The organism is Lysobacter sp. Root667 (genome assembly GCF_001427715.1).
Classification (GTDB): Bacteria; Pseudomonadota; Gammaproteobacteria; order Xanthomonadales; family Xanthomonadaceae; genus Lysobacter.
In genome coordinates this window covers 160471-173858 of record NZ_LMHF01000010.1, presented here as the reverse complement: position 1 = coordinate 173858, position 13388 = coordinate 160471, and the positions used below count along the sequence as shown (strand labels likewise).

Here is a 13388-nt window from a genome sequence, read left to right as displayed (position 1 = left end):
GCCCATCCTAGCAGCGGCGTGCGACGGCTGTCAGTCTTGGCGGGGCGGCCGCGGCCTAGGCGGCGTCGCCCCGCAGGCCGCGCACCAGCGCCTCCAGGCTCTCGGCAGTGGCCGTGGCGCCGTCCACCGGCGCGCCGGCGATCACGTCGACCTGGGCGCGGAAACGTCGCGGCACGCGCATGCGCGACATGCGCGAGTCGCGATGGCTCCACATGCTGGTCCACATGCCGCGCAGCGCCATCGGGATCACCGGCACCGGTTGCTTGGCCAGGATGCGTTCGACGCCGGACTTGAACGCGGCGATCTCGCCGTCCTTGGTCAACGCGCCTTCGGGGAAGATGCCGACGATCTGGCCGTCGGCGAGCGCGGCCTCGATCTCGTCGAACGCGCGCTGCATGAGCTCGGGATTCTCGCGCGCGCCGGCGATCGGGATCGCCTTGGCGGTGCGGAAGATCCAGCTCATCACCGGGATGTTGAAGATCTTGTAGTACATGACGAAGCGCACCGGGCGCGGAATGCTGGCGCTCAGGATCAGGGCGTCCATGTAGCTGACGTGGTTGCACACCACCAGCGCCGGGCCCTCGTCCGGGATGTGCTCGATGCCCTCCACGCGCAAGCGGTAGAGCGTGCGCACCAGCACCCAGCTCATGAAGCGCATCAGGAACTCGGGCACCAGGGTGAAGATCCAGATCGCGACCAGGGCGTTGGCCACCGCCAGCGCCAGGAATACCTGCGGGATCGTCCAGCCCAGGAAGCGCTGCACCACCACGCCCAGCACCGCCGCCAGCACGATGAAGCCGGCGTTCTGGATGTTCATGCCGGCGATCACGCGCGACAGCTCGTTCTTCGGCGAGCGGCTCTGGATCAGCGCGAACAGCGGCACCACGAAGAAGCCGGCGAACACGCCGATGCCGACCAGGTCCAGCATGATCCGCCACGCGCCGGGCTGGGCGACGAAGCCGGCCACGTCCAGACCCGCGACCGTGGCCGCGCCGGGACGGGCGAAGTAGATATCCAGCAGGAAGGCGGTCATACCGAACGCGCCCAGCGGCACCAGGCCGATCTCGACCGTGCGCGCCGACAGGCGTTCGCACATCATCGAACCCACGCCGGTGCCGATCGAGAACAGGGCCAGGGCGAAGATGTACAGCGTCGGTCCGCCGCCGAGGTTGTCGTCCGCGTAGCCCGGCAGCTGCGACGTCAGCACCGTGCCGACGAACCAGAACCACGACACGCCCAGCACCGAGTTGCGCACCGCCGGCTGGCGCCGGGTCATGCGCATGATCTTCACCGACTCGGGAATCGGGTTCCAATTGATCTTGAGGCCCGGCTCGCCGGCATCGGCGCGCGGGATCATCCGGCTGACCACGTTGCCGGTGATCGCCAGCAGGACGATCGCGGTGGCCGCCACCACCGGGCCGTGGGTGCCGGCCAGGGTGAAGATCAGGCCGCCGAAGATCATGCCGGCCAGGATCGAGATCGACGTGCCCATTTCGACCAGGCCGTTGCCGCCGGTGAGCTCCTCGGGCTTGAGCACCGAGGGCAGGATCGAATACTTGACCGGCCCGAACAGCGTGGACTGCAGGCCGGTGCCGAACAGCGCCACCAGCAGCACGGTCATGCTCTGGGTCAGAAAGCCGACCGCCGCCAGCGACATGATCGCGATCTCCATCGCGGTCGTGATCCGGATCAGCTTGTGCTTCTCCAGCTTCTCGGCGATCTGCCCGGCGGTGGCCGAGAACAGGAAGTAGGGCAGGATGAACAGCGCCGGCGCCAGATTGGTGTACAGCGTGCGCTGCTCGTCGCTGACGCCCAGGTAGAACAGCAGGCCGATGATCGCCTGCCGATACACGTTGTCGTTGAACGCACCCAGCGCCTGGGTCAGGAAGAACGGCAGGAACCGCCGTTGCTTGAGCAGCTCGAACTGGTTGTGCGCCATGCGGCCCTGCTGTTCCGTTGGGTCCGCACGTCGATGTGCGGCTCGCGCGAAGGATTCGCCGGGCGAGCCTAGCAAAACCCCCATGGCGGGGTGTAGCGATACCGGTGGGGTAGCGGAAAAGTAGCCCGGGGGCCCTGTCGGCCTAGACCCGGCGCCCCGCCCCGAGGTCCGCTCCTCGTTTCACATGGCAGCCAGCCTGGGGCCGCTACCCTGGCCTTACCTTGCAACGAGGAGGTCGCCATGTCCGCGGATAGCAAAACCCCGCTGGATCACGTGAATTCGGCACTGAACCAGCTCAAGGAAATGCGCCATTACTCCAAGAACTATGTGGAGCAGCTGACGGCGCAATGGCTGTTGTTCGACGGCGAGCTGTCGAAGTTGAAGCTGGCAGCGCACATCGAGGATCTGATGGTGCGCCAGGGCGAGTTGTACGAGGCCTTGGAGAAGGAAATCGCGGAGCTGGAGGAGGTGGCGGTGTCCTTGCAGCCGGCGCCTGAGGAAGAGTCCGGCTGAGGGCGCGCTGGTCGCGATGTCTGCACGTGGCTTGCGCCGACGGTTGTGTGGCGCGGTCGCGGCTTACGCCGCTCCTACAGAGAGCGGGTGCGTCGCTGCGAAACTGACGAAGAAAAACGGCCGGGAGCGGGTGGCTTCCGGCCGTTTTCGTGGGACGTGCTGGGGTTACGGCTGCGCGGCGGCGCGCTCGCGTTCGATCGCGCGCCAGCCGATGTCGTGGCGGTGGAACTCGCCGTGCCAGGAGATGCCGGCGACGGCTTCATAGGCGCGGTGCTGGGCGTCGGCGACGCTGTCGCCCAGGGCGCATACGCACAGCACGCGGCCGCCGGCGGTGACGACCTGGCCGTCGACCAGCTTGGTGCCGGCGTGGAAGACCTTGCTGTCCTCGGGCATCGGCACGTCCCAGGTGCTGATCGGGTCGCCGGTGCGCGGCGTCTCGGGGTAGCGCTCGGCGGCCATCACCACGCCCAGCGAGGGGCGCGGGTCCCATTGGGCTTGGGTTTCGTGCAGGCGCGCATCGATCGCGGCTTCGACCAGGTCGAGCAGGTCGGACTGCAGGCGCAGCATCACCGGCTGGGTTTCGGGGTCGCCGAAGCGGACGTTGAACTCGATCACCTTGGGCGCGCCGGCCTTGTCGATCATCAGCCCGGCGTAGAGGAAACCGGTGAAGGGGATGCCGTCGGCGATCATGCCGCGCACGGTCGGTTCGACCACCTCGCGCATCACCCGCGCGTGGACTTCAGGCGTGACCACCGGTGCCGGCGAGTAGGCGCCCATGCCGCCGGTGTTGGGGCCGGTGTCGCCATCAAAGACGCGCTTGTGGTCCTGCGAGGTCGCCATCGGCAGCGCGGTGCGGCCGTCGACCATGGAGATGAAGCTGGCTTCCTCGCCGTCGAGGAATTCCTCGATCACCACGCGCGCGCCGGCTGCGCCGAAGGCGTAGTCGGCGAGCATGTCGGTGATCGCGGCCTCGGCCTCGGCCAGGCTCATGGCGACGATCACGCCCTTGCCGGCGGCCAGGCCGTCGGCCTTGATGACGATAGGCGCGCCCTTGTCGCGCACGTATTCGAGCGCTTCCTCGACGTGGGTGTGCACGGCGTAGTGCGCGGTCGGAATCTGGTGGCGGGCCAGGAAATCCTTGGCGTAGGCCTTGCTGCCTTCGAGCTGGGCCGCGGCGGCGGTCGGTCCGAAGATGCGCAGGCCGGCGGCGCGGAAGCGGTCGACCACGCCCGCGACCAGCGGCGCCTCGGGACCGACCACGGTCACCGCCACGCCCTCGGCCGCGACCAGGGCCAGCAGGCCGTCGATGTCGGTGGCGGAGACCGCGACGTTGCGGCAGCCTTCCTCGGTCGCGGTGCCGGCATTGCCCGGGGCGACCAGCACTTCGCTCACCCGCGGGGACTGGGCCAGTTTCCAGGCCAGCGCATGCTCGCGTCCGCCGGAACCGATAACGAGGACTTTCATGCGAACTCCTGACGGGTGCTGAGAGGTGCGGCCGAGCGCTGCGAGCGCGAATTTTACGCGAGCCGGCCGGGGCCGGCGATGACGGTGGCGGTTGCGGCCGTGCTCAGGCTACGTCGAACGCGGCGTGATAGGCCACATCGCCCCGCGCCGGCGCTGCGGTCAGGGACAGGGCCATGAAGTATTCCGGCGGCAGCCCCGGATAGCGCAGGTCCGCGCTGGCGACGAAACCGAAACGGCCGTAGTAGCCCGGATCGCCCACGACCACGCAGCCGGCGGCGCCGAGGCCGCGCAGGCGCGCCAGCCCGGCTTCGATCAGGGCCCGGCCGATGCCGCGGCGCTGCTGCGCCGGCGTCACCGCGACCGGACCCAGGCCGTACCAGCCCGGGCTGCCGTCGCCGATGCTGACCGGCGAGAACGCGACGTGGCCGACCACGGCGCCGTCGCTTTCGGCCACCAGCGACAGGCTCAGCACGCCGGCTGCGCGCAGCGCGTCGATGATGCAGTGTTCGGTCTGCTGGCTGTGCGGATGATCGGCGAACGCATCGACGACGACGCAGCGGATCGCGCCGATGTCGTCGGCGCACTCGTCGCGGATATGCACTGCGCCGACGTCCATGCTCAATGGCGGAAGTGGCGCACGCCGGTGAACACCATCGCCAGGCCGTGTTCGTCGGCGGCGGCGATCACCTCGCCGTCGCGCATCGAGCCGCCCGGCTGGATCACCGCGCGCACACCGGCCGCGGCGGCGGCATCGATGCCGTCGCGGAACGGGAAGAAGGCGTCGGAGGCCATTACCGAGCCCGGCACCACCAGGCCGGCTTCCTCGGCCTTGAGCGCGGCGATCTTGGCCGAGACCACGCGGCTCATCTGGCCGGCGCCGATGCCGATGCTGCGGTGATCCCTGGCGTAGACGATGGCGTTGGACTTGACGTACTTGGCCACGCGCCAGGCGAACAGCAGGTCGGCGAGTTCGGCCTGGTCGGGCGCGCGCCGGGTCACCACCTTGAGCTCGTCGCGGCCGACTTCGCGGATGTCGCTGGTCTGCATCAGCAGGCCCGAGCCGACGCGCTTGACGTCGAAGTTGTTCCTGCCGTCGCCGTGCGGGATGCGCAGCACGCGCACGTTGGCCTTCTTGGCGCAGTAGGCCAGCGCGGCCTCGTCGTAGTCCGGCGCGATCAGCACCTCGACGAACTGGCGGTCGAGGATGGCCTTGGCGGTGGCCGCGTCGAGGCGGGTGTTGAAGGCGATGATGCCGCCGAAGGCCGAGGTCGGGTCGGTGGCGTAGGCCAGTTCGTAGGCGTCGCCGCAGGCCACGCCCTCGGCCACGCCGCAGGGGTTGGCGTGCTTGACGATCACGCAGGCCGGGCGCTCGAACTGGCGCACGCATTCCCAGGCCGCGTCGGCGTCGGCGAGGTTGTTGTAGCTCAGTTCCTTGCCCTGCAGCTGGCTGAAGGTGGCCAGGGTGCCCGGCACCGGGTACAGGTCGCGGTAGAACGCGCCCTGCTGATGCGGGTTCTCGCCGTAGCGCAGGTCCATGACCTTGACGAAGTTGCTGTGCTGCTGGGCCGGGAACTGCTGGCTGCGGGCGCCGTCGGCGTCCAGCGAGGACAGGTAGTTGGCGATGCAGGCGTCGTACTGGGCGACGCGGTTGAACGCGGCCACCGACAGGGCGAAGCGGGTCTGCGCCGACAGCGCGCCGCCGTTGCCGGCGAGTTCCTCGACCAGGCCGGCGTACTGGGCCGGATCGGTGGCGACCGCGACGCGGGCGAAGTTCTTGGCCGCCGAGCGCAGCATCGCCGGGCCGCCGATGTCGATGTTCTCGACGACGTCCTCGAACGAGCTGTCGGCGCGGGCCGAGACCTGCTCGAACGGATACAGGTTCAGCACCAGCAGGTCGATCGCGCCGATGCCGTGCTGCGCCATCACCGCGTCGTCGATGCCGGCGCGGCCGAGCAGGCCGCCGTGCACGATCGGGTGCAGGGTCTTGACCCGGCCGTCCATCATTTCCGGGAAGCCGGTGACCTCGGAGATGTCGCGCACCGGCAGGCCGGCGTCGCGGATCGCCTTGGCGGTGCCGCCGGTGGACAGCAGTTCGACGCCGTGCGCGGACAGGGCCTGGGCGAGTTCGATAAGGCCGGTCTTGTCGGACACGGACAGCAGGGCGCGGCGGATGTGAACCGGCGTGCCGGTCGAGCGATCGGAGGTCATTCGGGGAGGAGGGCAGCGGAAGGGCGCGGGAATTATAGCCGCGCGACGCCGACGGCCCGGCCGTTCAGACCCGTACGGCCCGGCTTTCCGGCCTCGGAAACCCGGCTGGCCCGGCGACTGACGCCTCCCGGTCGCGGCCAAAGGAGCGCGCCGCTAGTCCCGCCGGTCAGCATTGCGCTACCCGATCTGTCGACGCATCGATCCGCCGCCATCTGCGTCCGCAACCGCTAAGCTGGTCCGCGACCGCCCGAGTGGGCGAGGGGAACGCTCAGGGAATGGCATCGATCTATGCGTTGAAGGGGCGTTTCCAGGCGCTGCTGCGGCCGCTGGTACGCGGGCTGTTCGCGGCGGGGGTCACCGCCAATCAGGTCACCCTGGTCGCGGGGCTGGGTTCGCTGGCGGTCGCGGCCTGGGTCGCGCTGCGCGGCGGCGCACAGCCCTGGGTATTCGCGGCGCTGCCGCTGTGGATGTTCCTGCGCATGGCCTTGAACGCGATCGACGGCATGCTGGCGCGCGAACACGGTCAGCAATCGCGGCTGGGCGCCTACCTCAACGAATTGTGCGACGTGGTTTCCGACAGCGCGCTGTACCTGGCGCTGCTGGCGGTGCCCGGGGTCGCGCCCTGGACCCTGCTGCTGTTCGCGGGGCTGGCGGCGCTGACCGAATTCGCCGGCGTGCTCGGCCCCAGCGTCGGCGCACCGCGCCGCTACGACGGGCCGATGGGCAAGAGCGACCGCGCCTTCGTGGTCGGCGCGCTCGGCCTGGCGCTGGCCTTGGGCTGGGCCGGGGCCCGCGCGACCGAACTGGTCGCGATCCTGGCCGGACTGTTGTGCATATGGACGGTGCTGCGGCGGGTGTCCGCCGGCGTGGCCCACGGTTCGGCGACCGCGAACGCCGCAAATACAGGGAGTCGCGAATGAGGGAACACCAGGAACGCCGCTACGCCAGTTTCGACGGTACCCAGCTGTTCTACCGTCATTGGCCGGCGCGCGGCGAGGGCCCACGGCGCGCGGTGGTGCTGCTGCATCGCGGTCACGAGCATTCCGGCCGGGTCACGCACCTGGTCGACGAGCTGGGCCTGGACGATTGCGATTTCTTCGCCTGGGACGCGCGCGGCAACGGCCGCTCGCCGGGCGCGCGCGGCGATGCGCCGGGCTTCGAGGCGCTGGTGCGCGACCTGGACCGCTTCGTCGCCCATATCGGCGAGGCCCACGGCATCGCGGTGGAGGACACCGCGCTGATCGCGCAGAGCGTGGGCGCGGTGGTGGCCGCGACCTGGGCGCACGACTACGCGCCGCAGCTGCGCGCGCTGGTGCTGGCCTCGCCGGCGTTCAAGGTCAAGCTGTACGTGCCGTTCGCACGCGCGGGCTTGGGCCTGATGCAGAAGCTGCGCGGCAACTTCTTCGTCAACAGCTATGTGCAGCCGCAGTGGCTGACGCACGATCCCGAACGCATCGCCAGCTACCGCAGCGACCCGCTGATCGCGCGGCCGATCTCGGTGCGCGTGCTGCTGGGCCTGTACGAGACCGCCGACCGCATCGTCGCCGACGCCCAGGCGATCCGGGTGCCGACCCAGTTGCTGGTATCGGGTTCGGATTTCGTCGTCCATCGCGCACCGCAGGACCGCTTCTATGAGGGGCTGGGTTCGACGATCAAGGAGCGCCACTTCCTGCCCGGCTTCTACCACGACACCCTGGGCGAAAAGGACCGCGCCCAGGCGCTGAGCAAGATCCGCGGTTTCCTGCGCGCGCGTTTCGAAGAGCCGTTGCAGCAGGCTTCGCTGCTGGACGCGCATCGCCACGGCCACAGCTTCGAGGAAGCCGAGCGCCTGGCCTGGCCGCCGGAACGGAATTCGCTGCAGGACCTGCGCTGGCGTTTCGTGCGCGCGGGACTGCGCTTCGGCGGTTCGCTGTCGGAGGGCATCCGCACCGGGCTCGAAACCGGTTTCGATTCCGGCAGCAGCCTGGACTACGTGTACCGCGACAAGGCGCTCGGCGCCGGGCCGCTGGGGCGCATGGTCGACCGCAACTACCTCGACGCGATCGGTTGGCGCGGCATCCGCGTGCGCCGCACCCATCTGCACGAACTGCTGGGCGAGGCGATGCGGCGGCTGCGCGCGGCCGGTGCGCCGGTGGACGTGGTCGACATCGCGGCCGGTCACGGCCGCTACGTACTGGAAGCGCTGGCCGGCGGCGCCGATTCGATCCGCCTGCGCGATTACAGCGATCTCAACGTGCGCCAGGGGCGCGCGCTGATCGCCGAACTCGGCGCCGGCGGCGTCGCCGAGTTCGAGCAGGGCGACGCCTTCGACCGCGCCGCGCTGGCGGGGCTGAGGCCGCGTCCGACCCTGGCGATCGTGTCCGGCCTGTACGAGTTGTTCCCGGACAACGCCCTGGTGCGGCGTTCGTTGGCCGGCCTCGGCGATGCGGTCGCGCCGGGCGGCTATCTGGTCTACACCGGCCAGCCCTGGCATCCGCAGCTGGAATTCATCGCCCGTGCCCTGACCAGCCACCGCGGCGGCGAGGCCTGGGTGATGCGGCGGCGCTCGCAGGCGGAGATGGACGAGCTGGTGCGCGCGGCCGGCTTCCGCAAGCTCGATCAACGCATCGACCGCTGGGGCATCTTCAGCGTGTCGCTGGCCCAGCGGGTCGCCGAATGAGCGAGGTCGGCGGCCGGCGGCCGTGGGCGCGCGCGCTGTTGTGGCTGGCGCTGCTGGGGCCGTTCTTCTTCCTCAGCTACGGCTATGCGAACGCGGTCGCGGCACAGCGCGTCGGCGTGCCCAGCATCGTGTTCGGTTGGGAGCGGGCGATTCCGTTCTGGGCCTGGACCATCGTGCCGTACTGGTCGATCGACCTGTTCTACGGGATCTCGCTGTTCGTCTGCTGCGACCGCCGTGAGCTGGACAATCAGGCTCTGCGCCTGCTGACCGCGCAGTTGATCGCGATCGCCTGCTTCCTGGCGTTCCCGCTCACGTTCACCTTCGTGCGGCCGCAGACCGACGGCGCGTTCGGCTGGATGTTCGACGTGCTGCTGGGCTTCGACAAGCCGTTCAACCAGGCGCCGTCGTTGCACATCGTGCTGCTGATCGTGCTGTGGGTGCGGTTTGCGCAGCACCTGGGCGGTGCCTGGCGCTGGTTGTTGCACCTGTGGTTCGGCCTGATCGGGGTGTCGGTGCTGACCACGTATCAGCACCACTTCATCGATCTGCCGACCGGCCTGCTCGCGGGCTGGCTGTGCGTGTGGCTATGGCCGGAGCATGCGCGTTCGCCCTTGCGCGCGGCGGCCTGGACGCGCGATCCGAAGCGTTGGCGGCTGACGTCGCTGTATCTGCTTGGCGCGGCCGCCTGCGCCGCGCTCGCCTACATGGTGCGCGGCGCTGGCTGGTGGCTGCTATGGCCGGCGCTGTCGCTGCTGCTGGTGGCGCTGAACTATGCCGTGCTGGGTGCGGACGGTTTCCAGAAGCGCGCCGACGGTCGCCTCAGTCCGGCCGCGCGTTGGCTGTACGCGCCTTACTTGTGGGGCGCGTGGATCAATTCGCGGCTGTGGACGCGGCGCGCGCCGCAGCCGGTCGAAGTCGCCGACGGGGTCTGGTTGGGGCGCATGCCCGGCCGTAGCGAAACCGCTGGGTTCGACGCCGCGGTCGATGTCTGCGCCGAACTGTCGGCGCCGTCGACGCTGCCGTTGGCGGCGGTACGGCCGATGTTGGACCTGGTCGCGCCGGAACCGCAGGCATTGCGCGAAGCGGCGCAGGCGATCGAGGCCGCGCGTGCTCGGGGCCGCGTGCTGGTGTGCTGCGCCTTGGGCTATTCGCGCAGCGCGGCGGCGGTCGCGGCCTGGTTGCTGCTCAGCGGCCGGGCCGATACCGTCGAGGCCGCAGTCGAACGGGTGCGCGCCGCGCGGCCGGCGGTCGTACTCGGCGATGCGCATCGGCGCGCGCTGGAGCGCGCCGTCGCCGGGCCGGCCGCGACACCATTGCCGGCAGGAGCGCCCGCGACATGACCTCGTCCTTCGACCTGCACACGATGGGTCTGCTGCTGCGCCAGGGCCGGCGCTTGAATGCGCTGTCGCTGGGGCTGCTGGCCCTGACCGGCGTGTGGCTGCTATTCGCCGGCTTCGGCTTCGGCGTGCTGGAAGGCTGGACCGCCTACGGCCTGGCCATGAGCGTGATCGCCGGCTTGCTGCAGATCTATTACGCGGCGCGGGTGGATTTCGACGCCGGCCTGCTGCTGGCCGCGGCGTGCGAGCGCGATCCGGCGCAGGCTGCCGCCAGCCTGGATGCGAGTCTGCAGCGCTTGGGCCTGCTGGCGGCCGAGCGCGCCGGCCGCGACTGGTCCGCGCGCTGGCGCGGCGCGCGCAAGCTGCTGCGGCGACAGGCGATCTGCCTGGTCGCGCAGGCGCTGTTGCTGGCGACGGCATGGTGGCTGGCGCCGCTGCCGCTGGATGCCGACGACGAGCCGGCGGCGTTCGACGGCCGAGTCGCGATGAACTCGCATTACCCCTGTTACGACCGCGTCGCTGCCGATCCGGTCCGGAGTCGTTGCCCATGCTCAGCGGTTTGATCGCCGACGGTTTCAGTTTCGCCATCCGCGCCCTGACCGGCGCGCGCGCCTTGTGGCGCTGCCCACCCATGGGCGACCGCCGCGTCTATTACGGCAACCATGTCAGCCACGGCGACTTCGTGATGATCTGGTCGGCATTGCCGCCGGCGCTGCGCGGGGAAACCCGGCCGGTCGCGGGCGCGGACTACTGGCAGCGCGATGCCTTGCGCCGTTATCTGATCCGCGAGGTATTCAACGGCGTGTTGATCGAGCGCGATGCCGCGCAGCCCGCCGCGGGCCAGAACGATGCCGGTCCGAACGATCCGAACCCGACCGATCCGAACCCGGCCCCGCACTGCGATCCCGACCGGCGCAAGCACGAGGCGCTGCAGACGCTGTGCGATGCCGTCGACGGCGGCGCCTCGCTGATCCTGTTCCCCGAGGGCACGCGCAATCAGGGTGAGGGGCTGTTGCCGTTCAAGAGCGGCCTCTACCACCTCGCCCGGCTGCGGCCGGAGCTGGAGTTCGTACCGGTGTGGATCGACAACCTGGCGCGGGTGATGCCCAAGGGCAAGCTACTGCCCTTGCCGCTACTGTGCACGGCGACCTTCGGCGAGCCGTTGCGGTTGCATAGCGACGAAGGCAAGCAGGCCTTCCTGGACCGCGCGCGCGATGCGCTGCTGGCCCTGTCCGAGGAACAGGCCGCGGCGGCAACGGGAGGCGCGGCATGACGGTGTGGATCGAGCGGATCAAGGCGTTGCCGCATCCTGTGCTGTTGTTCCTGGGCGTGGCCGCGGTGCTGTTGCTGGCCACGGCGATATCCGAATTCCTGCGCTGGCGCACGCGCGGCCGACCCAGCCCGGTGATCGCCAACCTGACCGCGCGCATCCGCGCCTGGTGGGTGATGGCGGCGGTGGTGGGAGCGGCCTTCCTGCTCGGGCGCGTCGGCGTGATCGTGCTGTTCGCGCTGGTGTCGCTGTTCGCGCTGCGCGAGTTCATCACCCTGACTCCGACCCGGCGCAGCGATTACTACGCGCTGGCGCTGGCGTTCTACGTGGTGCTGCCGCTGCAGTACTGGCTGGTCTACACCGACTGGTACGGGCTGTACACGCTGCTGATCCCGGTCTACGCCTTCCTGCTGCTACCGATCGTGTCGACGATGGGCGGCGACACCACGCGCTATCTGGAGCGCGCAGCCAAGGTGCAGTGGGGCTTGATGATCTGCGTGTTCTGCATCTCGCACGTGCCGGCCTTGCTGAATCTGGATATCCCCGGCTACGAGGGGCGCAACCTGCTGCTGATCGCGTTCCTGGTGATCGTGGTGCAGTCCTCGGACGTGCTGCAGTACGTGTGGGGCAAGCTGTGCGGGCGGCGCCTGATCGCGCCCAAGCTATCGCCGTCCAAGACCCTGGAAGGCTTCGTCGGCGGAGTCGCGTCGGCGACCGCGCTGGGTGCGGCGCTGTGGTGGATCACGCCGTTCTCGCCGTTGCAGGCGGCGGCGCTGGCCCTGGTCATCAATCTGATGGGGTTCTACGGCGGCCTGGTGATGTCGGCGATCAAGCGCGATCGCGGGATCAAGGACTGGGGGCAGATGATCGAGGGGCATGGGGGCATGCTGGATCGTCTGGATTCGGTGTGTTTTGCGGCGCCGGTGTTCTTTCACTTGATCCGGTACTGGTGGGTGTAGGCGACTTGCGCGCGGCGCGTCTGGGTGGGTTCCGTTTTTTAGGCCCGCCTCTGCCTTCTGGGGGAGCGGCGTGAGCCGCGATCGCGAATTCCGTTTGCTGCGTTGGCTTCGTAACTTAAGTCAACAGCTTCCGCCCGCTGCACGTGCGGGTCACTTTCTCTTGCCACCCGCCTTGGGGTAGAAGCGGCGTGAGCCGCGACCGCGACCTTCGGCTGCTACGTGAGTTTCGCTGCAGCTCGGCTTCGCTTTCTGCTTCCTGTGGGAGCGGCGTAAGCCGTGATCGCGAATCCCAGTTACTTCGTTGGTTTCGTTCTTAAGCAATAGCTTCCGCCCGCTGCGCGCGCGGGCCACTTTCTCTTGCCACCCGCCTTGGGGTAGGAGCGGCGTGAGCCGCGACNGCTTTCTGCTTGCTGTGGGAGCGGCGTAAGCCGCGATTGCGAATTCCGTTTGCTGCGTTGGTTTCGTTCTTAAGCAATAGCTTCCGCCCGCTGCGCGCGCGGGCCACTTTCTCTTGCCACCCGCCTTGGGGTAGGAGCGGCGTGAGCCGCGACCGCAACCTTCGGCTGCTGCGTGAGTTTCGATGCGGATCGGCTTCGCTTTCTGCTTTCTGTGGGAGCGGCGTAAGCCGCGATTGCGAATTCCGTTTGCTGCGTTGGTTTCGTTCTTAAGCAATAGCTTCCGCCCGCTGCGCGCGCGGGCCACTTTCTCTTGCCACCCGCCTTGGGGTAGGAGCGGCGTGAGCCGCGACNTGGTTTCGTTCTTAAGCAATAGCTTCCGCCCGCTGCGCGCGCGGGCCACTTTCTCTTGCCACCCGCCTTGGGGTAGGAGCGGCGTGAGCCGCGACCGCGAACTTCGCTTGCGGGCGATGGTTTCGCTTCCGATTTCCTTCTGCTTTCTGTGGGAGCGGCGTAAGCCGCGATTGCGAATCCCAGTTACTTCGTTGGTTTCGTTCTTAAGCAACAGCTTCCGCCCGCTGCGCGTGCGGGTCACTTTCTCTTGCTAGCCCAAGAGAAAGTAACCAAAGAGAAGGGCTTGCCTT

At 69.0% G+C, this 13388-nt stretch carries 11 protein-coding genes; 7 read left to right on the top strand and 4 right to left on the bottom strand.

Features of this window, described 5'->3' with window-relative positions:
• Positions 1-55 precede the first annotated feature (55 nt).
• Entirely contained in the window at positions 56-1939 is a 1884-nt protein-coding gene (locus ASD78_RS08595; RefSeq protein ID WP_056100276.1) for an MFS transporter, read from the bottom strand.
• A gap of 240 nt (positions 1940-2179) precedes the next feature.
• On the opposite strand from ASD78_RS08595, the gene ASD78_RS08590 reads away from it, so the two are divergent.
• A complete protein-coding gene (locus tag ASD78_RS08590; RefSeq protein ID WP_055904251.1) occupies positions 2180-2452 on the top strand; it encodes a hypothetical protein in 273 nt (90 codons plus the stop codon).
• A 165-nt stretch (positions 2453-2617) separates the two neighbouring features.
• On the opposite strand, the gene purD is transcribed toward ASD78_RS08590, so the two are convergent.
• The 3 genes from purD to purH all read right to left on the bottom strand — a co-directional run bounded on the left by purD (position 2618) and on the right by purH (position 6124).
• Positions 2618-3916: a phosphoribosylamine--glycine ligase gene (purD, locus tag ASD78_RS08585; RefSeq protein WP_056100274.1), complete on the bottom strand. Its 1299-nt coding sequence runs from the start codon at positions 3914-3916 to the stop codon at positions 2618-2620.
• A 103-nt stretch (positions 3917-4019) separates the two neighbouring features.
• Complete coding sequence (locus ASD78_RS08580) at positions 4020-4532, bottom strand: N-acetyltransferase (protein ID WP_056100271.1); 513 nt, start codon at positions 4530-4532, stop codon at positions 4020-4022.
• A 2-nt stretch (positions 4533-4534) separates the two neighbouring features.
• The gene (gene purH / locus ASD78_RS08575) at positions 4535-6124 is read right to left on the bottom strand and encodes a bifunctional phosphoribosylaminoimidazolecarboxamide formyltransferase/IMP cyclohydrolase (RefSeq protein ID WP_056100269.1); all 1590 of its coding nucleotides are present in this window, start codon (positions 6122-6124) and stop codon (positions 4535-4537) included.
• Between the two features lie 275 nt (positions 6125-6399).
• On the opposite strand from purH, the gene ASD78_RS08570 reads away from it, so the two are divergent.
• The 6 genes from ASD78_RS08570 to ASD78_RS08545 are packed head-to-tail and all read left to right on the top strand — an operon-like array spanning position 6400 to position 12349.
• On the top strand, positions 6400-7044 hold the full coding sequence (locus ASD78_RS08570; RefSeq protein WP_056100264.1) for a CDP-alcohol phosphatidyltransferase family protein: 645 nt from the start codon (positions 6400-6402) through the stop codon (positions 7042-7044).
• The gene (locus ASD78_RS08565) at positions 7041-8783 is read left to right on the top strand and encodes a bifunctional alpha/beta hydrolase/class I SAM-dependent methyltransferase (RefSeq protein WP_056100261.1); all 1743 of its coding nucleotides are present in this window, start codon (positions 7041-7043) and stop codon (positions 8781-8783) included. Before ASD78_RS08570 ends, ASD78_RS08565 begins: the two co-directional genes overlap by 4 nt.
• Positions 8780-10123 carry a phosphatase PAP2/dual specificity phosphatase family protein gene (locus ASD78_RS08560; protein WP_055904234.1) on the top strand — a complete coding sequence of 448 codons (1344 nt, stop codon included), beginning with the start codon at positions 8780-8782 and terminating at the stop codon, positions 10121-10123. Before ASD78_RS08565 ends, ASD78_RS08560 begins: the two co-directional genes overlap by 4 nt.
• Complete coding sequence (locus ASD78_RS08555) at positions 10120-10683, top strand: hypothetical protein (RefSeq protein WP_055904231.1); 564 nt, start codon at positions 10120-10122, stop codon at positions 10681-10683. Before ASD78_RS08560 ends, ASD78_RS08555 begins: the two co-directional genes overlap by 4 nt.
• Positions 10668-11393 (top strand): lysophospholipid acyltransferase family protein, encoded by a 726-nt coding sequence (locus ASD78_RS08550; protein ID WP_055904228.1) that lies wholly within the window; start codon positions 10668-10670, stop codon positions 11391-11393. The genes ASD78_RS08555 and ASD78_RS08550 overlap by 16 nt, the downstream gene beginning before the upstream one ends.
• Positions 11390-12349: a phosphatidate cytidylyltransferase gene (locus ASD78_RS08545; RefSeq protein ID WP_055904225.1), complete on the top strand. Its 960-nt coding sequence runs from the start codon at positions 11390-11392 to the stop codon at positions 12347-12349. The genes ASD78_RS08550 and ASD78_RS08545 overlap by 4 nt, the downstream gene beginning before the upstream one ends.
• The last annotated feature ends 1039 nt before the right edge of the window (positions 12350-13388 follow it).

Excerpts from the sequence above, each read along its gene's own strand:
- ASD78_RS08595 (WP_056100276.1), bottom strand. The coding sequence starts at position 1,939 with ATGGCGCACAACCAGTTCGAGCTGCTCAAGCAACGGCGGTTCCTGCCG.
- ASD78_RS08590 (WP_055904251.1), top strand. The coding sequence starts at position 2,180 with ATGTCCGCGGATAGCAAAACCCCGCTGGATCACGTGAATTCGGCACTG.
- purD (WP_056100274.1), bottom strand. The coding sequence starts at position 3,916 with ATGAAAGTCCTCGTTATCGGTTCCGGCGGACGCGAGCATGCGCTGGCC.
- ASD78_RS08580 (WP_056100271.1), bottom strand. The coding sequence starts at position 4,532 with ATGGACGTCGGCGCAGTGCATATCCGCGACGAGTGCGCCGACGACATC.
- purH (WP_056100269.1), bottom strand. The coding sequence starts at position 6,124 with ATGACCTCCGATCGCTCGACCGGCACGCCGGTTCACATCCGCCGCGCC.
- ASD78_RS08570 (WP_056100264.1), top strand. The coding sequence starts at position 6,400 with ATGGCATCGATCTATGCGTTGAAGGGGCGTTTCCAGGCGCTGCTGCGG.
- ASD78_RS08565 (WP_056100261.1), top strand. The coding sequence starts at position 7,041 with ATGAGGGAACACCAGGAACGCCGCTACGCCAGTTTCGACGGTACCCAG.
- ASD78_RS08560 (WP_055904234.1), top strand. The coding sequence starts at position 8,780 with ATGAGCGAGGTCGGCGGCCGGCGGCCGTGGGCGCGCGCGCTGTTGTGG.
- ASD78_RS08555 (WP_055904231.1), top strand. The coding sequence starts at position 10,120 with ATGACCTCGTCCTTCGACCTGCACACGATGGGTCTGCTGCTGCGCCAG.
- ASD78_RS08550 (WP_055904228.1), top strand. The coding sequence starts at position 10,668 with ATGCTCAGCGGTTTGATCGCCGACGGTTTCAGTTTCGCCATCCGCGCC.
- ASD78_RS08545 (WP_055904225.1), top strand. The coding sequence starts at position 11,390 with ATGACGGTGTGGATCGAGCGGATCAAGGCGTTGCCGCATCCTGTGCTG.